Genomic DNA, 20400 nt, shown 5'->3' on the forward strand with positions numbered 1-20400 from the left:
GATAATGAAGATGGCAAAGTCAGTACGACATAAAATTACGAACCATTCTCGCATCTTCGATGCTACACTGGCTATCTATAATGAAGCCTTAACATTTATTATGGAAGTGATAGACACTGAGTTTGATACTATTGATGATTTTCAGGCGAAGTCTATTGTTCCGGCTGTAGAAAAATTAATACATCGAACAAAATCAAACCCTATCCCCAAATATAGAGAGTTTAATTCTAGGTTTTATAAATTACCATGTTACTTTAGAAGAGGGGCCATTGCATCTGCTTTTGGAAAAGTGAAAAGCTATCGTTCTAACTATCGAAATTGGCTACAAGAAAAAGAAATGGCGCTTTCTGAAGGAAAGAAATTTAAAAATAAGGCACCAACGTTGCAATTAGCACATAAAGAATTTCCTGTGTTTTATAAAGGTAACATGTTCGAGAGAACTTCAGATACTTCCGCTCAAATAAAAGTGTTTTATCAAAATGATTGGGTATGGATAGATATCACATTCAAAGAACAAGACCTTTATAAGCGTAACATTTGGGATTGGAAAGAGCATAATCCGAAGCTTGTTAGGGTTGGAAAGAAATATTTTCTGAATTTTAGTTATACAAACGAAGTCACATTAAATAAAACAATAATGAAAGATCAAAAAGTATGCTCGGTAGACCTTGGTATTAATAACTCTGCAGTTTGTTCGGTCGTGGATTCAGCAGGCGCTGTCTTGGCTAGAAAGTTCATTAATCAAGCCAAAGAAAAAGACCATTTGTATCGCATGACGAATAAACTAAGAAAAGTACAACGCATATCAGGTTGGGTACCTGCACCTAATTACTGGCGACAAATTAACGGACTACAAAAGCATATCATTAACCATACATCGCATGAGATTGCGACTTTCGCAAAAGAGTATAATTGCGATGTTGTTGTCTTTGAGTACCTCAATAAAATGCGCGTACCAAAAGGTTTTTGGGGAGCGAAGAAACTTCGTTTTAAACTACGTTATTGGAGAAAAACAGCTATCCAAAGTAAAGTAGAAGAAATGGCGCATTATTTAGGAATGCGAATTTCAAGAGTAAACCCTAGAAACACAAGTGCATTGGCCTATGATGGCACAGGAAAAGTAGTGCGTAGCCATAAAAAAGACCTTGCCACATTTACTACGGGCAAGGTATATCATGCTGATCTTTCAGCTAGCTATAATATAGCGGCTCGTTACTTTATTAGAGCTTACCAAAAATCCATGTCTGAAAAGTCATGGTTGTCCTTGCAGGCAAAAGTCCCTGTATTGGCAAAAAGAACATCTCAAACCTTGTCTTCATTCATTAGTCTTATTCAGGCTCTAGAGGCACCTAGGGTGGCTTAATCGCTTAGTTTGTACTGTATTTAAGACAAGGAATGCTCCATCAAAATCTATGATTTAGGTGGAGAGGTTCACAGGATGTTTACACATGGCAAGAAAAGCTCAATATCAACCGACTAAACAGGTTGGAGTTGAACTATCTGACGCCCAAGAGGTGCACTACAGCAAAGAATTCAAGCACGCAGATATTGCTGGCGGATATAGAAAGCAAGCACTGAATAGAAAAGAAGAATAAGTGAATTTTACAAGGTTAGGTAGCTGAGCTACCTAACCTTTTTATTTTTAACTTTATTTAAACCATATTTTTCTTTTAATTGTTCTGGAGCTACCTTAACAATTTGCTGTAATATTAAACCCGCAATGGCCACATCATCCAAAATTCCAAACGCTAGCAAATAATCCGGAATAATGTCAAAAGGAAAAATAATATAGCCTAAAATTAATACGATAGAGAAAATCTTTGGTGCTGATTTAACCTGACTTGAAAAGAAGAATTCCTTCAGAAAAGGAATTGACTTCTTAAAGTTAAATAAAAATTTTAACCTTCTTGTAAACCTAATCATCTAACAAAACTCCCTCTACTCGACTGTGAATTATTTTATTCAAGTGGCCGATCAACATTCCACTTTAGCATTAATTCTGTTTCCATAAAATTAAACGATCATCTTGTTCGATTGGATTTCCTCGACCATCTGTATTATTGGTTACAAAGTAGATCCCCTCATCAGTTGCAAGGACATCACGAATCCTACCATAACCATCCAAAACGACCTCCTGAGATTCAGAAACTACATCGAATTTTCGTACTGCTTCTCCTCTAAGACTTGCAAAGTAAAAGTCGCCATTATAAAAAGTAGTTCCTGAAGGCGCCCATGTATCATTTCCCGATTGAACTACTGGTGATAGCATCTCACTTGCTTGTTGATCACCCTCAATTTCAGGCCACCCATAGTTATTACCTGGTTGAACTAAGTTTATCTCATCATGAGCCTGGTTACCATGTTCAGTAGCATATAAATTACCTTTTTCATCCCATGCAAGGCCTTGTGGATTTCTATGCCCAATAGAGTAAATATAAGAATCTGCAAACGGATTGTCGTTTGGAATTGTGCCATCTTGATTGATTCTCAAAATTTTACCTGCAAGACTATCTTTATTTTGAGCTAAATTAGGCACGGTTGCATCTCCGGTTGTAGCATAAAGCTTATCATCAGGTCCTATTTCAATACGCCCTCCTTGATGATATTGACCTCCAGGGATACCATCGACGAGTACAGCTGTTTCTACCCATTGCTCACTTTGCTCTTGTATCCGAACAATTCGTTGAAACACTCCTTGTTCATTAGCATAAGAATAATAGGCAAAAGCTTCTTTATTTTCAGAGAACGAACTAGGAAATGCCAATCCTAATAAACCTGCTTCAGATCGATTCGCCAGACTTTTTTCTAGTTTTACCGACTTCCGAGTAACGCCATCAGCTGTTACCTTAGTTATTGAACCTGGTCGCTCACTGACGTAAATTGTATCGTTAAACTCAACTATCTCCCAGGGCACCTCTAAATTGGTGGCAGTAACCTCTGTTTCACTGCCTCCATTTACGGATTCCTCCATTTCTTCTTGTTCTTGAACAGTAGAAGTATCTTCATTATTTTCCATCCCGCTACAAGCCACTAAAAGAAGTGATGATAGCATAATTAGGTAGTACTTAATAGTAATCACTCCTAATGAAATATTTTGCTTAGTTGATTAATTCTTCTTTTAAACACTATTACCTTTATTACAAAAGAAAAAACCAGTGAATTTAATTCACTGGTTTCAAGCAACTTATACAGTTTTTCTTTTAGAAGCTTTTTCACGTTCATTTTTATTTAAGATTTTCTTACGAAGTCTGATTGACTCAGGTGTTACTTCACAATACTCATCATCGTTAAGATATTCAATTGCTTCCTCTAACGACATTGTACGTGTTTTTCTAATTGTTGACGTTTGATCCTTGTTAGCAGAACGCACGTTAGTAAGATGCTTTTCTTTTGTAATGTTAACAGTTAAATCGTTCTCACGATTATGTTCTCCAACGATCATTCCTGAATAGACCTCTGTACCTGGTTCTACAAAGATTGTACCTCGATCTTCTAGTCCCATAATACCGTATGTTGAAGCTTTTCCATGTTCTAAAGCTACTAACACACCACGCTGTCTTCCACCTATTTGACCAGGAATTAGAGGCTCATATTTGTCAAATGTGTGATTGATGATTCCATATCCTCTTGTTTGAGTCATGAACTCAGTGGAGTAACCAATTAATCCTCGTGATGGAACTTTAAATTCCATACGAACTTGACCATTTCCTTGGTTAACCATATCAATCATTTCACCTTTTCTAGAACCTAATGATTCCATAACAGCACCAGTATGATCTTCTGGTACGTCTACTTGCACACGTTCAACTGGCTCACAACGAACACCATCAATTTCTCTAATAATAACTTGTGGTTTAGATAACTGGATTTCATATCCTTCACGGCGCATGTTCTCAACTAAAATAGATAGGTGTAATTCACCACGACCAGATACAGTCCATGCGTCTGGTGAGCTTGTAGGATCAACACGCAAACTTACATCTGTTTCAAGCTGAGTCATTAAACGCTCTTCAATTCTTCTTGAAGTAATATATTTACCTTCTCTACCAGCAAAAGGACTATTGTTAACAACAAATGTCATTTGAAGGGTAGGCTCATCTATTCTAAGAATTGGTAATGCTTCCGGGTGATCAGTAGGACATACTGTTTCACCTACGTTAATATCCTCAAGTCCGGCTAATGCAATAATATCACCAGCTTTAGCTTCTTGGATTTCAATTCGCTTCAATCCAATAAAACCAAACAATTTAGATATACGGAAGTTCTTAACAGATCCGTCTTTCTTCATTAACGAAACCTGTTGACCAACTTTGATCGATCCGCGGAAGATACGACCAATACCAACACGGCCAAGATATTCATTATAGTCCAATAATGTTATCTGGAACTGTAAAGGATCTTCAGAATTATCAACTGGAGCTGGTATGTTTTCAATTATTGTTTCAAAAACAGCTTCCATAGACTCTTCTTGTTCATCCGGTTCATTACCAGATGTACCATTTAATGCAGAAGCATAAACAACCGGGAATTCTAGTTGGCTATCGTCAGCACCAAGTTCGATAAATAAGTCAAGTACCTCATCAATTACTTGCTGAGGTCGAGCACTTGGACGATCGATTTTGTTTAGTACTACTACAGGATTTAACTTTTGCTCTAGTGCTTTTTTCAACACGAATCGTGTTTGTGGCATACAACCTTCATAAGCATCAACAACCAGAAGTACCCCGTCAACCATTTTCATGATTCGCTCTACTTCACCACCAAAGTCAGCATGTCCTGGTGTATCCATAATATTTATGTGTGTGTCTTTATATTCAATTGCTGTATTTTTAGCTAGGATGGTTATTCCGCGTTCTCTCTCAAGATCATTTGAATCCATTGCACGATCATCCACATGTTCATTGTCTCTGAAAGTTCCAGAGTAACGAAGCAGTTGGTCTACTAGCGTAGTTTTACCGTGGTCAACGTGAGCAATGATTGCTATGTTACGAATGTCTTCTCTTAATTGCATAATGTACATTCTCTCCTCTTTTGTAACGAGTTCAAGTTCCGATTTCCGATTACAACTTGCCAATTATACCATATAACATACAAAGAAGTATAGTTAATACTTCATTTTATATCTTGATCGTGAACAAAGCACCACCAAGATCCGATTTTCCCACTGTTATAGTTCCACCTGAGCGCTCTACAATTGCACGTGAAATTGCCAGTCCTAGACCTGTTTCCCCACCTTCGCCTTTAACAAACCGGTGAAACAGATGTGGCATTAGTTCTTCAGAAATTCCTTTTCCATCATCTGCAATCGAAATATTTACAGAGTCACCAGACTCTTCCGCATGGATAGCAACGTTCGATGATGCATGCCGGATAGCGTTTGAAATGATATTCATCATAGCCTGGAGTAATTTTTCTTTATCAACATACAATGTCATATCACTCGGAGCGTTCTGGGTAATAGTTACTTGTTGATCATTAGCCAGTGGCAACGCTCTTTCTACTGTTAGTTTAAGTAAATCGTTAACTTTTATTAATTCTTCTCGATAAATATTTTCCTCACTATCCAATTTAGCTAGGAGAATCATCTCATTAATGATCTTTTTCAAGCGTGCTATTTCAGCAACAATAACATCTAACCCACGATCCGACTCCTCTTTTACAAAAACACCATCGCGTATCCCTTCCGCATAACCTTGAATCGTCATTAAAGGAGTTTTTAACTCGTGGCTTGCATTTTGAAAGAACTGTCGTTGAGATTGTATATAACGGCTAAGTTCGTTTGCCATCTCTAGTACACTTTGTTCGACTTCCTTTATCTCACCCGTTGCATGAATTTCTTCAACTTCGTCAAATTGTCTGTTTTCAATCTTTTTTAATTGATATTTTAATCTAGTGAGCGGCGTTACTAAGCGTCTTGTTAATAAGTAACTTAGTAGAACAGCAATTACTATCCCAACCAAAAACACTACAAGCAAACGGTTGAAAAAAGTCTGTTGAACTGCTTGTAAATCTTCCAATGGGGTTACTAGTATTAATTCATCTTGTGATTGCTGAGAATAGGAGTCCACTCTCGAAACAACATAGCTTCCATTGTCAGCTTTCCAAATTTCTTCTTTATCATTTGTTACGTCATAAGTATTAATCCAGTTTTCCACTAGTGGTACGGGTAAATTTGTAAAAAGTAGTTGGTTATTTTCTTTATTATAAAGAAACAGTTGTATTTCCTGACCTTGCAATAATAGATTAAGTCTTTGCACATTTTCATAGTTGTAATCATTTAACAAATTTACCAACAGATTTCCCTTGGCTTCTAATTCAACCTGTTCATCTTGAATGAGTAGGTTGAGTATTAATGAATAAATTGTAATAGCGGCTACCGACATTATAATTACTAAAAGGCCAGTGAATGCAGCAGTTAGTTGATACTGTAGTTTCATTTTACCTCCTCTGTCTTACTGCGCATTCTATACCCGTATCCCCATACCGTCTCGATAGGTAGATCTTCGAGTTTTTTCCGCAGACGCTTAATTAGATCATCGACAGCCCGGTCACTACCAAAATAATCTTCTCCCCAAATTAATGAAAGTAACTCTTCACGTGCAAATGCCCGGTTTTGATTACTAATTAGGATCGTTAACAAGTCGAACTCCTTTGCAGTTACCTCCACTTCTTTCCCTTGCCAAAAAACCCTTCGATCATTTGTGTTAATTACTAAATCCCCTAACTGCAATTCCTGTTCTTCCTCTAAACCTCCCGTTACAGAAGAATCTATGCGTTTAAAAATTCTTTTCACTCTTGCAACCAATTCTCTTGGGCTGAATGGCTTTGTTAAATAATCATCGCTTCCTAACTCTAGGCCTAAAATCTTATCGACTTCATCGTCTTTGGCAGATATAATGATGATGGGTACTTCACTTTCTTGCCGAATTTTTTTACACAGTTCATATCCATCCATTCCTGGTAGCATTATATCCAATATCCACATATCAGGTCTTGAATCTCGAGTCAATTCCCATGCGTCTTCTGCATTGTCAACCATAGATATCTCGTAACCCTCTTTTTTCAAATATGCCGACACAATATCTCGAATATTAGGATCGTCCTCTACAATGAATATTTTGTTTTTCATTAGTCTGCCTCCTTTTCTTATCATCATTTTCGCATATTCAAAGAAAAATTGAACCTATTTTGATTGATTACACACTTTTTCCACAATTATACCTAAGACTTGCCAAACCTACAGATTAGAATAAAAACTGTAAAGAAAAAACAAATTAAAAGAGAGGCGTGATTTCATATGAAAAACTACGATAATGATAATCACAATTATTATAAAGATGTTGAAGAAAATAACGATCAGGAAACAACATATACATTCTCCCAAGGATCAGAGGATGCACATCAAGATTCCATAGAACAACAAGAAAGTTATACACAACCAGAGCCAGAACAACAAAATCTTTTTCAAGAAGATTCTGTCCCCGAGAAAGAACCTGAGAACCAAACACAGGTTAAAAGAAGTCACCAACAACCACAATCCAAAGGTGTAGTATCCATGTTTGTTAGCGGAGTAGCCGGAGGACTTGTAGTTGCTGTTACAGGAGCTTCCCTACTTTTCACTGGGGTTTTAGAGTTACCTACTGATAACAGCCAACCAACTCAAACTGCAAACTCAGTAACAGATGACGGTACAGAGAATAATGTTATCCAAGCTTCGGCTACTGATGACGGCATATCGTTAAATACAGCTCTTGCTAATGTATCTGATGCAGTTGTAGGTGTATCTAATATTCGACAAGCGGACTTATGGTCACAATCAGATGCAGCGGGAACCGGATCGGGAGTTATCTATAAAAAAGAAAATGGTTATGCCTATGTAGTTACCAACAACCATGTTGTCGAGGGTGCTAATGAGGTAGAAGTAATATTAACAAACGGAGATCATGTAGAAGCTGAGGTTTTAGGAGTAGACCAACTAACTGATTTAGCAGTGTTAAAAATTGATGGTAGCAAAGTTACCCAGGTTGCAACACTTGGAAGTTCTGATTCACTTACAGTTGGAGAGACGGCAATCGCTATTGGAAATCCATTAGGTACAGAGTTTGCCGGATCGGTTACGAAGGGTATTATTAGCGGCTTAGAAAGATCAGTAGAAGTGGATTTAAACTCTGATGGCCAGCCAGATTGGACAACGGAAGTAATCCAAACAGACGCGGCAATTAACCCTGGAAATAGTGGCGGAGCATTAATCAACGACAGAGGTGAGCTTATAGGTATAAACTCGATGAAAATTGCCCAGGCTGCTGTTGAAGGAATTGGATTTGCAATTCCAGTTGACTCTGCTAAACCAATAATTGATCAGCTTGAAACTACCGGACAGGTTGCAAGACCATTTATTGGTATTAGTGCAGTTTCTTTGAGTACTGTACCAGAAGTACACAAACAACAAACACTTCAACTTGATGATAGTGTGATGAAAGGAATCGTTATTGCTAATAGAGAAGCTGGATCTCCAGCAGATCAGGCAGGGCTAGAGCAATACGATGTAATAACGAAGATTAATGGTCAAGATATTACAACAATGATGGAACTGAAACAGTATTTATATTCAGAAACTGAAATTGGTGAAGAGATAACAATCACTTATTACAGAAATGGTGAACAGCTAACAACATCATTAACATTAAGTAATTCATAAAGTTATTAAAATAATTCTCAAAATCTTTCCCCTTCTATACATTTGAGAATTTATATAAATAACTAAAAACACCACCTTTTTGGTGGTGTTTTTGCGTTAACCAAATTTATCGTTTATGACATAAAATCTATAAACTGCGTCGTAACTGTTATGATGATTTTCGCTCCGGGCAGTCGCTTTCCGCGGGCAACGCTTCAACTTCCTCGGAAGAAAAACACTTCCTGCGGGATTTTCAGCCGTCGCTTTTCCCGCAGGAGTCGACTGCCCTATGCTCCAATCAAACAGCATATAAGTGCAAACAGCTATTTTGGTTTATTGAAGTTATTAAACATAACATTATACTAAGTAAGAGATAAACAAAGACCTTTCAAAAATATAACCACTATTCTTAGAGAGAGTATATTTAATTAAATAAACGTTTATTGTTGTTAAATCTCACTTGAACAGAAAACCTCTCTAAGCTGCGTGTAAACATTCTCTTTTAATTGGATAATTGGATAATTGTCCCATTAAACCTAGCGGCCATGGGTTTTATTCTTCTATAATCAGAACACTACTACTAGTGAAGGCAGAATACGTAGACTCCTATGGGAACAGCGCGTTCCGAAGACCCCGGAAGAATCGTTCTTTGATTCTGAGGAGGCTGAGGTCGTGCCCATGGAAAGCGAAGTATTCTGCCGAAACGGTAGTATAGCACCGATTTAACTAGAGCGAAAGAAAGCAAATCGATGTAGTAGTTACGAAGCTTAAAAGCATAACTAAATATTTCCAATATTCTGATTGACCAAAGTAGTCAATAGGAATATAATAAACTTAAATTGACCAACTCGGTCAATGCGGGATCCCTAAATGAATCAGGAGGACTTTAATTGTATTCAAAATTCTTAAGTTTAGAACCAGAAAAACAGCAACGCATTGTTAATGCAGCCCTTAAGGAATTTGGTCAAAAGGGATATGAAAAAGCATCTACAAACGAAATTGTTAAAAATGCAGGAATCTCTAAAGGATTGCTCTTTCATTACTTTCAAAACAAGAAACAATTGAACATTTTTTTGTTTGAATACTCTGTGGAAATGATGATGGATGAATTTTTCGGAGAAATGGACCTTTTAGAAAAAGATGTCTTAAAGAGGTATGTTCAAATCACAAGATTAAAATTAAATCTATTCAAAAAGTATCCGAGCATGTTTGATTTTATAACAAACGCCATTCAGGATGAGTCAGTTAAAGAACAAACAAAACTAAAAGAAACAATAGAGAGTGCCTACCACAAAGTCTTTGATGGAATTGATTATTCCCTTTTCAAGGAGGGCGTCGATATTCAAAAGGCATTGCAGGTAATTATTTGGACATTCCAAGGCTTTGGAGAACAAGAACAAGAAAACATGAAAGAGTTAGATATAACTGAGTACGATATTGATAAAATTGTCGAAGATATGAATCCCTATATTGAGTTATTACGTGATGCATTCTATCAATAGGATGGAATCATTGCCCTAGTTAGAAAAAATAGATGACGGAGGGGAAAGACATGAATGTAATTGAAATTAAGAATCTAACGAAGAAATACGGAAAGGCACGGGGAATTAGTGATGTAAGCCTGACTGTCGAGGAAGGTGAAATCTTTGGTTTTATTGGGCCTAATGGAGCTGGTAAATCCACAACAATTCGAACCTTATTAACTCTCATCTATCCCACGAGTGGAAGCGCTACTGTTTTCGGAAAAGATTTCATAAAAGAAGCTCCAGAAATCAAAAAAGAAATAGGGTACCTGCCATCAGAAGTTTTTTATTACGATAATATGAAGGTAATCGATTTGTTAAAGTATTCCGCTAGTTTTTACAAAAAGGATTGTAGTAACCGGATTAATGAGCTAGCTGAACGTATGGATTTGGATTTAAACAAAAAAATTGATGATTTGTCCTTTGGTAACAAAAAGAAGGTAGGGATTGTACAAGGACTACTGCACACTCCCAAACTGATTATATTAGATGAACCAACTAGTGGACTAGATCCACTTATGCAGCAAACCTTTTTTGAATTACTTAAGGAGGAAAATCAAAAGGGTGCCACGATTTTATTTTCTTCTCATATTTTAAGTGAAGTGCAACGGTTATGTGATCGTGTAGCTATCATAAAAGAAGGTAAAATCATTAAGGTAGAAAAGATTAGTACGCTTAAAGAAAGTAATTATAAGAAATTTAGAATAGAGACCAAATCAGAAATTAACAAACAAATCTTTGCACTAGATGGAATTAAGGATATTGAGGTAGATGATCATGTCATTCGTTTTCTGTTTAAAGGGGACTTAAATCCTATTATGGATAAAATTGCTGAGCTAGATATCACAAACCTTTGGGTAGAAGAACCGGATTTAGAAGAGATCTTTATGCATTACTATGAGAAGGAGGATAAGGACAGATGAACATGTATTGGCATGAACTAAAAGCGACTCGCAAGTCAACCATCATTTGGACACTATCCATAACGCTATTAATTATCTTTTTCATGTCTATGTATCCAACATTCTCGAAAGAAGCTGAAAGCCTTAGGAAGATGTTAGAAGGGTTTCCAGATGCACTGCTTAAGGCAATGAATTTTGATATGGACACTTTTACTTCTATTTTGGGATTCTATTCTTACATTTTTTTATATATTTTACTCTGCGGTGCAATTCAAGCGATGATATTAGGAATCGGCATCTTATCAAAAGAAGTCCGGGAAAAAACTGCGGATTTTTTATTAACTAAACCAGTGACAAGACAACAAATTTTGACGTCAAAATTACTAGCAGCACTAACATCTATTGTTAGTACTAATATAGGTTATTTAATAACTGTCTTAGCTATGGCATCCATCGTTGAACCTAATAGTTTTGATCAAAAGCTTCTTTTGATGATTTCAATTACTTTGCTATTCATCCAAGTGGTTTTTTTAGCAATTGGCATTAGTATGTCTGTACTTGTGCCTAAAATTAAATCCGTTCTCCCTATCTCATTAGGAACAGTATTTGGCTTCTTTATAGTCAGTATGTTTGCATCGAGCATCGGAGATGAAAAGTTCCGATACATTACACCTTTTCAATACTTTGATGCCCCCTATATTTTGCAAAATCAAGCCTATGATCTAACTTTTGTCGTTTTGAGTATTGTACTAGTGTCTGTTTTAACTGCAGCCAGTTACATCATTTATGTAAGGAAAGACATTCACGCTGTTTAAAGGAGGGATGAAATTGAACATTGTTAATCGAGAGCTAAAAGCCCATCGAAAATCATTGGTTATTTGGTCTTTCGGAATTATCGCTATTATTGCAAGCGGTATGTCCAAATACGCTGGCATGGAGTCCTCTGGGCAGTCAATCAATAAATTAATGGGAGATATGCCTAAAATCATGCAGGCGATTATGGGAACAGGTTCCCTAGATTTAACAACACCGTTAGGCTTTTATGGTGTCCTCTACTTGTATTTAGTCATTATGTTAACGATTCATGCTGCTATGTTAGGTGCTACTATCGTTGCTAAGGAAGAACGAGACAAAACAGTTGAATTTCTGATTGCTAAACCAATCACTCGGACCTATATTATTACTTCAAAATTAATTGCATCTATTATCCAAATACTAGTGTTAAATATCATTTCACTAATCTTTTCCATTATTTTTGTTGCTAGGTATAGTGACATGGATGTGATTTTGCAAGATATAGTGATTTTAACATCTGGTCTGTTGCTATTGCAGTTTATTTTTTTGACAGTCGGTTCTGGAATTGCTGCTGCATCAAAAAAACAGCCGAAATCAGCGCCAACAATAGCTGCCGCGATACTTTTATTCACTTTCTTATTGTCGATTGGGGTGGATATGAATGAAAATCTAGGAGCACTCAAATTTTTTACTCCCTTTAAGTATGTTGTTGCAGATAAAATCCTTAATGGGCATGGCATTGATCCAATTTCCATCGTATTATCCTTTGTAATCATTATTGGAATGTTAGCCGTTACTTATATTTTCTATAATAAGAAAGACCTTCACGTTTGATTGAAAAAATGAGGATGACCTGCTTCGATTTAGCAAGTCACCCTCATGTGAATTTTGTTAGAAATTTTGATCGTATAAAATTGAACTCACTTCATTTTCATCTAGATAGGATTCATAATCTTCATGGTTCTCATTGACACCAATGTAATTACCTTCCATATCAACTAATAAGAAGCCTTCAATTTCTTCTGCACTACCAACTAATTCATCCGAATTGAAGAACATATCCTGATAATCTTTTTCGGTATCATAAAAATCTGATGGACCGTCTGAAGAACCGAACTTTTCTACGCGTTGCCATGAGTCCTCTGCATCAAAAACAGTCGATTCTTCTTCATCTACTTCGGTTTCCATTTCATTTACACTTGAATGAATCACATCTTCTTCTACCGAACGAACCTTATCGATATCATGTTCTACATGGTCAATGCAACGTCTTGTGGTAGGCATTGCGAGAAGTCGTTCCGCTGAGATCTCCACACCACATTCCTCACACTTCCCGTAGGTTCCCTCTTCAATTGCCTGTAGCGCAACAGTAATATCTTTTAACTCACGTTCTGCATGTTCATTTAATGCAATATCCTTTTCTCTCTCATATAGCTCAGTACCGTGATCACCCGGGTGATTATCATAATTAGAAAGCTCACCCATGGATTCTTTTATTAATTCATAGTCTAAACCAAAATGGTCCTCTAGGTGTTTGTTTACTTCCTTCTTCCGCTCCATTAGATCCTGTTTGCATTCATTTACTTGCTGATTATTTATCACTACTAATCGCCTCCTGACACTGTGTCTTAGTGGGGCATTTATAGTATAACCGTAATTTACTTCACAACCGGATTAGTTATTGGAAGTTTAGGAAACAGTTTCGATCACTTATCTAATATTTTCTCCTCTACCTTTAAAATCATATCTACGTGAGGAATGTTATCCTCTAAATACACTTCTGAAATTTCTTTGAAGCCTAAGGAACCGTAAAATTTACGAAGATACTCCTGTCCATGTATTTTAATTTCATTCTCTTTCCATTCGTCCAAAATAACTTCTATTGATTTTTTCATCAACTTTTTTGCATAATCTTTACCACGATGGTGTTTATCTACTAGTACTCGCCCAATCGAAGCTTGATCATAAATATTCTCTTTAGGTATTAACCTAGAATAGGCTACAATTATTCCTTCTTTTTCTGAAAATAAATGTAAAGACACTTGGTCATGGTTGTCCAATTCTGGGTAGGGACAGTTTTGCTCAACTACAAAAACATCCACTCTCGCTTTCATTATTTTATATAACTCAGTTGTAGTTAATTCATTAAATTTTTTCAGTTGCCATTCCACATTGATCACCCTTAATCCATTTTTTGAAATATCTTTTATCTTACTGGAAATGGACTATTTTAATAAATAAATATGCCTACCGATTTTCGCTAACAAATGATATATTTTGTAAAAAGCAACTTTAATTGGAGGTATTTATGAACAAAGATTCCTATCTTTTCCTATTTGGCGGAAATCCATCACAGGAGGAGGCATCGGTTGCTTTCGCAAAAAAAGCAGGTGGGGCTCAAGCTAAAATAGCATTATTACTAATTTATCGTGATGGGTGGCAAGAATACTTACCAAGATATACAAAGTATTGGATTGAAGACGGAGTGAAAGATAAAAATATTCACGTTATAATATCCGATCAAAACGGAAAGATTGATTATAGTTACGCCAAAGAAGTTATTCAATCTTCTACTGGTATTTTTATCGGTGGTGGCCACACGGAAACATATCATGCAATTTACACGAGTGAACCATTCAAAAGTCTTATCCAAAATAAATATAATAGTGGAGTACCGATAGCCGGGAACTCTGCAGGTGCACTTCTTTCAACGACTACCGTTCTCTTATCACCGATTGATACAAACAATGAAAAAGCTATGATAATAAATGGATTAGGTCTACTTTCTAATGTACTGATTAGTGTACACTACACCAAATGGAATGATGCTGAAAACCTAAAAAAAGGACTGCTTAAAACAGGTATTAAGATTGGTTACGGAATCGATGACCAAGCTTGCTTAATATTTAAAAATAACAAGGTTCATTCTTATTTAGGTGAAGAACATGTACATATACTAGAAATTGAAGAGTAGGGGTATCTGATAAGACACCCCTACTCTTCCTCACAAATCATCAAATCCGTTATCTGTGTTGTTTACTTTTGTATATTGTCTTGATTTTTGTTCAAAGAAATCTGATTTTCCTAAGTCGACTTCTTCGTAAGCCTTGATCCAACGTAAGGGATTTTTGTTTATTTCCGGATAAAGCTTTTCATATCCTAACTGCTTGCAGCGTGTGTTAGCTGTGAACTTTATATAGTTTTCGACATCTTGTAAAAGGATACCATCAATTTTGTTACCGATGATATGTCTTGCCCAATCAATTTCTAACTCTGAAGCTTGTTTAAATGTATCATAGACAAAGGTTTCTAATTCATCTGTATTATATTCTGGGTTCTCCGCTAATACCTCTTTATAAATTCGCACAAATAGATCCACATGGAGCTGCTCATCGCGATTAATGTAGTTAATCATTGTTGATGTTCCTACCATTTTTTGATTTCTGGCCAAGTGATAGAAGAAAGCAAAACCAGAATAGAAGAACAAACCCTCTAAAATAACATCAAAGACACATGATTTTAACAAGTTTTCAATTGTTGGTTGATCGCCGAATGCTTCATATCCATCCGTAACAAACTCATTTCTTTTTTGGAGGATTGGTTCTGTCCTCCAAAAATCAAATACCTGATCCTGTTTTTGTTTTGAAACTAAAGTCGATAAGATATAGGAATACGAGTGGTTATGAATGACTTCTTGTTGGGCAAGTATAATCATTAATGCATTTAGACTGGAGTCTGTTAAATAGTCAGCAACTTTACCAGCATAATCAGTCTGGACGCTATCGAGTAATGCTAGCAACCCGATAATTTTAAGAAATGCGTCTTCCTCATCTTTTGAGAGTTCCGGAAACTGCCTCATATCCTGTGACATATTTATTTCGAACGGAGTCCAGAAATTAGATAACATCTTTTTATATTTGGGATAAGCCCAAGGAAATCGTACATCATCCCAATTCAACACATTTGAGCTCTGCCCATTTATTATTCCGGTTGATTTATTTGGGGCATCTTTGTCCATCAGCTTCCGCTTGTTTAAAGTTGTTGACATTTTATCCGTCCTTTCTTTAGCTTGAACACGATTCACAATCAATTAAATCAGAAGAGGTGGACCGTAAATAATACGTTGTTTTCAGCCCGGATTTCCAAGCATCTAAATGAAGATTTAATAACTCTCTTGCTTGGACTGTATTAGGTACATACATATTAAAAGAAATACTTTGATCAATATGCTTTTGTCTAGCAGCATTTTGTTTAATACTCCAGTGCTGATCGATAAAGTAAGCTGATTTATAATACCAAGTTGTTTCCGAATTTAAATCTGGAGCAGTTACTGGAATCTTATAGTCCTTTTTCTCTTCAGAATAAAACTTTTGAAAAATCGGATCAATACTAGCAGTGCTTCCGGCGATAAGAGACGTAGATGAATTTGGTGCTACAGCCATTAAGTAACTATTTCTAATTCCAAATGTTCCTACTTCTTCTTTTAATCGATTCCATGGTAGTTGAGACTCACCGGTTGTATAACCTTTTTGTTCAAAATAACTACCCGATTGCCAATCAGAACCTTCAAAAGCCTCACAAGACCCTTTTTCCTTTGCTAGCTTCATACTTGATTCAATCGTTAGGAAAGCAATTTTTTCATAAAGTTCATCTGCATATTCAACCGCTTCATCACTCTCCCACCTAATTTTCTTAAGTGCGAGCAAATGGTGCCATCCAAACGTTCCAAGGCCAACAGCTCGATACTTTTGATTGGTTATCTGAGCTTGAAGAACAGGAATTGTGTTTAAGTCGATTACATTATCCAGCATTCTTACTTGGATGGGTATTAGTCTTTCTAAAACTTCATCCATAACCGCATTCCCTAAGTGAATTGACGATAAATTACATACAACAAAGTCACCCGGTTGCTTATTAATTACTATTTTTCCATCTACAGTTAACTGTTCTGTTACATAAGTCGGACTTTGATTTTGAGTAATTTCAGTACATAAATTACTTGAGTAAATCATCCCTAAGTGGCTATTAGGATTATGGCGATTTACTTGGTCGCGATAAAACATAAACGGACCACCTGTTTCTAGTTGACTTTTTAAAATTCGTTTCATGATGTCAATTGCCGGTACTTCTTCCTTTGATAAATCCGGGTGGTTAACACATTCCCAATATTTTTTTCTAAAGCTTCCATCACCCTTAGTCTCATCATAATAGTCCTCTAATGAGTAACCCATAACACTTCTTATTTCGTGTGGATCAAACAAGAACCAACTTTGTCTATCCTCTAACTGTTCCATAAATAGATCAGGCAGACAGATTCCAGTAAACAAGTCGTGGGTGCGATATCGTTCATCCCCATTGTTTAACTTAGCATCTAGGAATGAAGAAATATCTTTATGCCAAATATCTAGATATACACATATAGCACCTTTTCTTTGGCCAAGTTGGTCAACACTAACAGCAGTGTTATTTAATTGCTTCATCCAAGGTAAAACTCCAGAAGAAGCACCACTAAAACCTTTGATTGAACTGCCTCTGCTCCTTATTTTCCCTAGATATACTCCAATTCCTCCACCATTCTTAGACAAGTTTGCGATATCTGTATTGCTGTCAAAAATACCTTGCAGGCTATCATCCACAGTGTCAATAAAACAGCTAGAAAGTTGTCCATAGCTTTTCCCAGCATTGGATAATGTAGGTGTCGCAACGGTCATATATAAGTTGCTTAATGCCCAGTAAGCTTCTTTAACAAGTTCTTGACGCTTATCTTTTGTCTCATTTTTCATCAATGACATTGCAATAATCATAAAACGCTCTTGAGGAAGCTCATAAACCTGTTTCTGATAACCTTTTGCAATGTACCGATCAGCTAATGTACGCAAACCAATATATGTAAACAGTTCATCTTTTTTAGGATCGATCGTTTTTCCCAATTCATTAATTTCTTCCTGGCTATACGATTCTAGAAGAGCCGTATTATAAATACCAATGGAAGTGAGGGTTTGTACTAGTTGATAAAACGGGCCGTATTTTTCAGTAAAGTCGTATTTTCTTTGTTGTGATGCATCATAGTAAAGTAGTTCAAGGTAAAGTGATGAGGCAACATATGTCCAGTTAGGCTCATTTTCGTCGAGAAGGGAAAGTGCTTCAAGAATTAATTGATACACCCATTCTTTTTCGTCCAGCCAAGGTTTTTGCTGAAGTAGTGTATCCCCATATTGGAGCAAAGGGTCCACATCAAACTCCTCAAACTTCTGAACTAATCTTTCTAATACCTGTGATTTCCAATCGATTGTTTTCGTTTGCATCTCTAGCACTTTTATCTTCCTCCCTTGTGTTTTTAAAAAAACTAAAATAATTTACAAAAAAATACAAAAAAACCGCTCACGATGACATGAGCGGACAAAAAACGACAGAAGATCGGCATTAGAATATCCACTAATAACTGATAGCGGATTCACTCTATGTTTTTTATACTAAGATATTTCTTTTTATCCAGTATAAAAGTACCTATAACTCTATCGTTTCTCCGTCTCAACCCCCGAAGATAAGAAACACTGAGTAAATTCAGGCAGGTCTACTGATTTATGCTTCACCCTACTAGAGCTCCTTCCCAAATTGATGCATAAAAGCAATCAAATTCAGTGGATTTACTCGTTCGTCTACAATTACAGTTGCGGGGACAATCTTGGATTTACACCAAGTTCCCTTTTCAGACTAAGAAGTCACCTGAACTTACATTTCTACAAGATGTAGTATTAAATTTTATTAATTGTTACAATATATTGAATTTATCACAAACAATCTTTTCTTGCAATGCATATTTTTTCCTATAAAAAATATATTAATAGTTTATGCCTAGCCGAATAAGTATAATTAAAGGAGGTCTTAAAACAGGTATCGAATATAATTAGTTAACATGAAAGGATGATTCAAATTGGAGATAAAGACATACAAAATTGGATTTATTGGTGCTGGAGTCATGGGGAAAAGTATGGCGAAAAACTTATTACAAGCAGGATATAACTTAAATACATATACACGAACAAAATCTAAGGCTGTTGAATTAATTGAGCTAGGTGCGACTTGGAAAGATTCTGTCGCAGAATTGGCTTCAGATTCAGACATTGTAATCTCGATAGTTGGTTATCCAAGTGACGTCGAACAAATTTATTTAAGTGAAAATGGGGTACTAAATAATTTAAAATCAGGTTCTTATATAATTGACATGACTACGTCCAGCCCGTTACTCACTGAAAAAATTGCTTCCATTGCTAAAGAAAAGGGAATTCACTCGTTAGATGCCCCCGTGTCAGGTGGTGACATTGGGGCAAGAAACGGAAAGCTTACCATTATGGTTGGGGGTGAACAACAGGCATTTAAAACTGTACTCCCTCTCTTTCAAGTTATGGGTGAAAATATAATTCTACAGGGAGAATCAGGGGCGGGACAGCATACAAAAATGTGTAATCAAATCACTATTGCTTCTAATATGATCGGTGTCTGTGAGGCAATTACATATGCTGAGAAGGCAGGCTTAAATCCAGAACGAGTATTAGAAAGCATTACCACTGGTGCAGCTGGAAGTTGGTCACTAACTAATCTTGCTCCTAGGATGATTAAAGGTGATTATGAACCAGGTTTCTATGTGAAACATTTTATTAAAGATATGACTATAGCACTTGAAACTGCAAAAGAAATGAATTTAACAACACCAGGATTAGAACTTTCACTTTCTCTCTACCAAAGGTTAGCAGAAAGCGGAGAAGAGGATAGTGGGACACAAGCATTGATCAAGTTGTTTAAATAGGAAGCAGAAATAAAAATTCACCTATAACTAGGTGAATTTTTTAATCTTCTTTATTGTTGTTTGTTTGTTGCGTGACAACAAAAGCTAGGTCATCATTACCAAATAGTTGTAGCACCCCTAATACTGATTCAACAGCTATGTCCTCTGACTCTTGTTTCGTTACTGTTAAATCAATTGCCTCCAGTAAAGCTGGGTTTTTACCTTGTGTCGGATAAGCTTCCAAATATAATTCAAACGGGTCCAAGTCATTATTTATACACCATTGTGCAAATACTAATATCATCATTTTCTCGTCCTGTTGATACTGCTCAATTATTTTATCTTCTAGTTCTTTATTACTCATTATCATACCCTCCTTAGTTTTAGGTTTTTTTGACACAATATCTATAGACTCCGAAGTAACTATCTGACTTCCTTACGGTCTTTATGGGAATAGTGCTATCTAACCGCTGAGGAAAAACACTCCATTTCCATGGGGAACGCCTCAGCCTCCTCGCTCGTAAAGAACATTCACTGCGGGGTCTTCAGACTGTTCCTTTCCCATAGGACCAGAAATGACATCCGTGAATTTGCAACACACGAAGAAAATTGCTTTATATTTTCGAGGAGTGTCGTATTTTTCCTCCGCTTAAAGTAGCTTTCTATTCAAATGAGATGAACTCAAAAAAACGTTTATTTCATTAAACATTACTACTC

Annotated in this window: 20 protein-coding genes and 1 riboswitch; of the genes, 9 read left to right on the forward strand and 11 right to left on the reverse strand. The window is 36.3% G+C overall.

Annotated elements, in window-relative coordinates; translation table 11 throughout:
• The first annotated feature begins 4 nt into the window (after positions 1–4).
• Complete coding sequence (locus tag GH741_RS13400) at positions 5–1363, forward strand: transposase (RefSeq protein ID WP_153737295.1); 1359 nt, start codon at positions 5–7, stop codon at positions 1361–1363.
• 85 nt (positions 1364–1448) lie between these two features.
• Positions 1449–1595: a YfhE family protein gene (locus tag GH741_RS13405; protein WP_153737296.1), complete on the forward strand. Its 147-nt coding sequence runs from the start codon at positions 1449–1451 to the stop codon at positions 1593–1595.
• A gap of 28 nt (positions 1596–1623) precedes the next feature.
• Here GH741_RS13405 and GH741_RS13410 read toward each other — a convergent pair whose 3' ends face one another.
• The 5 genes from GH741_RS13410 to GH741_RS13430 form a co-directional block, all read right to left on the reverse strand.
• Entirely contained in the window at positions 1624–1923 is a 300-nt protein-coding gene (locus GH741_RS13410) for a YkvA family protein (protein ID WP_153737297.1), read from the reverse strand.
• Between the two features lie 70 nt (positions 1924–1993).
• Entirely contained in the window at positions 1994–3079 is a 1086-nt protein-coding gene (locus GH741_RS13415) for a PQQ-dependent sugar dehydrogenase (RefSeq protein ID WP_338079433.1), read from the reverse strand.
• Positions 3080–3184: 105 nt separating this feature from the next.
• Positions 3185–5011: a translational GTPase TypA gene (gene typA, locus GH741_RS13420; RefSeq protein ID WP_153737298.1), complete on the reverse strand. Its 1827-nt coding sequence runs from the start codon at positions 5009–5011 to the stop codon at positions 3185–3187.
• A 106-nt stretch (positions 5012–5117) separates the two neighbouring features.
• Positions 5118–6437: a sensor histidine kinase gene (locus GH741_RS13425; RefSeq protein ID WP_153737299.1), complete on the reverse strand. Its 1320-nt coding sequence runs from the start codon at positions 6435–6437 to the stop codon at positions 5118–5120.
• Entirely contained in the window at positions 6434–7129 is a 696-nt protein-coding gene (locus GH741_RS13430) for a response regulator transcription factor (protein ID WP_153737300.1), read from the reverse strand. Before GH741_RS13430 ends, GH741_RS13425 begins: the two co-directional genes overlap by 4 nt.
• A 168-nt stretch (positions 7130–7297) precedes the next feature.
• Between GH741_RS13430 and GH741_RS13435 the strand changes: the two genes are divergently transcribed.
• Positions 7298–8698 carry a S1C family serine protease gene (locus GH741_RS13435; RefSeq protein ID WP_153737301.1) on the forward strand — a complete coding sequence of 467 codons (1401 nt, stop codon included), beginning with the start codon at positions 7298–7300 and terminating at the stop codon, positions 8696–8698.
• A gap of 96 nt (positions 8699–8794) precedes the next feature.
• Here GH741_RS13435 and GH741_RS13440 read toward each other — a convergent pair whose 3' ends face one another.
• Complete coding sequence (locus tag GH741_RS13440; RefSeq protein WP_153737302.1) at positions 8795–8986, reverse strand: hypothetical protein; 192 nt, start codon at positions 8984–8986, stop codon at positions 8795–8797.
• A 581-nt stretch (positions 8987–9567) separates the two neighbouring features.
• Between GH741_RS13440 and GH741_RS13445 the strand changes: the two genes are divergently transcribed.
• From GH741_RS13445 to GH741_RS13460, 4 genes are read left to right on the forward strand one after another with little or no spacing between them, the layout of a single operon-like run.
• A complete protein-coding gene (locus GH741_RS13445) occupies positions 9568–10179 on the forward strand; it encodes a TetR/AcrR family transcriptional regulator (protein WP_153737303.1) in 612 nt (203 codons plus the stop codon).
• Positions 10180–10229: 50 nt separating this feature from the next.
• Complete coding sequence (locus GH741_RS13450; RefSeq protein WP_153737304.1) at positions 10230–11123, forward strand: ABC transporter ATP-binding protein; 894 nt, start codon at positions 10230–10232, stop codon at positions 11121–11123.
• Positions 11120–11917, forward strand: coding sequence for an ABC transporter permease subunit (locus GH741_RS13455; RefSeq protein WP_153737305.1), 798 nt, complete (start codon positions 11120–11122; stop codon positions 11915–11917). The genes GH741_RS13450 and GH741_RS13455 overlap by 4 nt, the downstream gene beginning before the upstream one ends.
• Positions 11918–11924: 7 nt before the next feature.
• Positions 11925–12731 carry an ABC transporter permease subunit gene (locus GH741_RS13460; RefSeq protein WP_240795502.1) on the forward strand — a complete coding sequence of 269 codons (807 nt, stop codon included), beginning with the start codon at positions 11925–11927 and terminating at the stop codon, positions 12729–12731.
• 57 nt (positions 12732–12788) lie between these two features.
• Here GH741_RS13460 and GH741_RS13465 read toward each other — a convergent pair whose 3' ends face one another.
• Both GH741_RS13465 and GH741_RS13470 read right to left on the reverse strand, forming a co-directional pair.
• Entirely contained in the window at positions 12789–13499 is a 711-nt protein-coding gene (locus tag GH741_RS13465; RefSeq protein ID WP_338079435.1) for a TraR/DksA C4-type zinc finger protein, read from the reverse strand.
• Between the two features lie 104 nt (positions 13500–13603).
• Positions 13604–14068: a GNAT family N-acetyltransferase gene (locus GH741_RS13470; RefSeq protein ID WP_338079436.1), complete on the reverse strand. Its 465-nt coding sequence runs from the start codon at positions 14066–14068 to the stop codon at positions 13604–13606.
• A gap of 137 nt (positions 14069–14205) precedes the next feature.
• Here GH741_RS13470 and GH741_RS13475 point away from each other — a divergent pair, with 137 nt between their 5' ends.
• Positions 14206–14871: a Type 1 glutamine amidotransferase-like domain-containing protein gene (locus GH741_RS13475; protein ID WP_153737307.1), complete on the forward strand. Its 666-nt coding sequence runs from the start codon at positions 14206–14208 to the stop codon at positions 14869–14871.
• Positions 14872–14901: 30 nt separating this feature from the next.
• Here GH741_RS13475 and GH741_RS13480 read toward each other — a convergent pair whose 3' ends face one another.
• Together GH741_RS13480 and GH741_RS13485 are read right to left on the reverse strand one after the other, a co-directional pair.
• Positions 14902–15945 carry a ribonucleotide-diphosphate reductase subunit beta gene (locus GH741_RS13480; protein ID WP_153737308.1) on the reverse strand — a complete coding sequence of 348 codons (1044 nt, stop codon included), beginning with the start codon at positions 15943–15945 and terminating at the stop codon, positions 14902–14904.
• Between the two features lie 16 nt (positions 15946–15961).
• Positions 15962–18202, reverse strand: coding sequence for a ribonucleoside-diphosphate reductase subunit alpha (locus tag GH741_RS13485; protein ID WP_153737442.1), 2241 nt, complete (start codon positions 18200–18202; stop codon positions 15962–15964).
• A gap of 245 nt (positions 18203–18447) precedes the next feature.
• A riboswitch (cobalamin riboswitch) is annotated at positions 18448–18642 on the reverse strand.
• Positions 18643–18831: 189 nt separating this feature from the next.
• Here GH741_RS13485 and GH741_RS13490 point away from each other — a divergent pair.
• Positions 18832–19704, forward strand: a complete 873-nt coding sequence (locus GH741_RS13490) for an NAD(P)-dependent oxidoreductase (protein WP_276608237.1) — start codon at positions 18832–18834, stop codon at positions 19702–19704.
• 40 nt (positions 19705–19744) lie between these two features.
• Here GH741_RS13490 and GH741_RS13495 read toward each other — a convergent pair whose 3' ends face one another.
• A complete protein-coding gene (locus tag GH741_RS13495) occupies positions 19745–20047 on the reverse strand; it encodes a hypothetical protein (RefSeq protein ID WP_153737309.1) in 303 nt (100 codons plus the stop codon).
• Positions 20048–20400: the final 353 nt, after the last annotated feature.

The sequence above is a fragment of the Aquibacillus halophilus genome (assembly GCF_009649745.1).
Taxonomy (GTDB): domain Bacteria; phylum Bacillota; class Bacilli; order Bacillales; family Amphibacillaceae; genus Aquibacillus; species Aquibacillus halophilus.

Coding starts and splice junctions, on each gene's coding strand:
- GH741_RS13400 (WP_153737295.1), top strand. CDS start 5: ATGAAGATGGCAAAGTCAGTACGACATAAAATTACGAACCATTCTCGC.
- GH741_RS13405 (WP_153737296.1), top strand. CDS start 1,449: ATGGCAAGAAAAGCTCAATATCAACCGACTAAACAGGTTGGAGTTGAA.
- GH741_RS13410 (WP_153737297.1), bottom strand. CDS start 1,923: ATGATTAGGTTTACAAGAAGGTTAAAATTTTTATTTAACTTTAAGAAG.
- typA (WP_153737298.1), bottom strand. CDS start 5,011: ATGCAATTAAGAGAAGACATTCGTAACATAGCAATCATTGCTCACGTT.
- GH741_RS13425 (WP_153737299.1), bottom strand. CDS start 6,437: ATGAAACTACAGTATCAACTAACTGCTGCATTCACTGGCCTTTTAGTA.
- GH741_RS13430 (WP_153737300.1), bottom strand. CDS start 7,129: ATGAAAAACAAAATATTCATTGTAGAGGACGATCCTAATATTCGAGAT.
- GH741_RS13435 (WP_153737301.1), top strand. CDS start 7,298: ATGAAAAACTACGATAATGATAATCACAATTATTATAAAGATGTTGAA.
- GH741_RS13440 (WP_153737302.1), bottom strand. CDS start 8,986: ATGCTGTTTGATTGGAGCATAGGGCAGTCGACTCCTGCGGGAAAAGCG.
- GH741_RS13450 (WP_153737304.1), top strand. CDS start 10,230: ATGAATGTAATTGAAATTAAGAATCTAACGAAGAAATACGGAAAGGCA.
- GH741_RS13455 (WP_153737305.1), top strand. CDS start 11,120: ATGAACATGTATTGGCATGAACTAAAAGCGACTCGCAAGTCAACCATC.
- GH741_RS13460 (WP_240795502.1), top strand. CDS start 11,925: ATGAAATTGAACATTGTTAATCGAGAGCTAAAAGCCCATCGAAAATCA.
- GH741_RS13475 (WP_153737307.1), top strand. CDS start 14,206: ATGAACAAAGATTCCTATCTTTTCCTATTTGGCGGAAATCCATCACAG.
- GH741_RS13480 (WP_153737308.1), bottom strand. CDS start 15,945: ATGTCAACAACTTTAAACAAGCGGAAGCTGATGGACAAAGATGCCCCA.
- GH741_RS13485 (WP_153737442.1), bottom strand. CDS start 18,202: ATGCAAACGAAAACAATCGATTGGAAATCACAGGTATTAGAAAGATTA.
- GH741_RS13495 (WP_153737309.1), bottom strand. CDS start 20,047: ATGAGTAATAAAGAACTAGAAGATAAAATAATTGAGCAGTATCAACAG.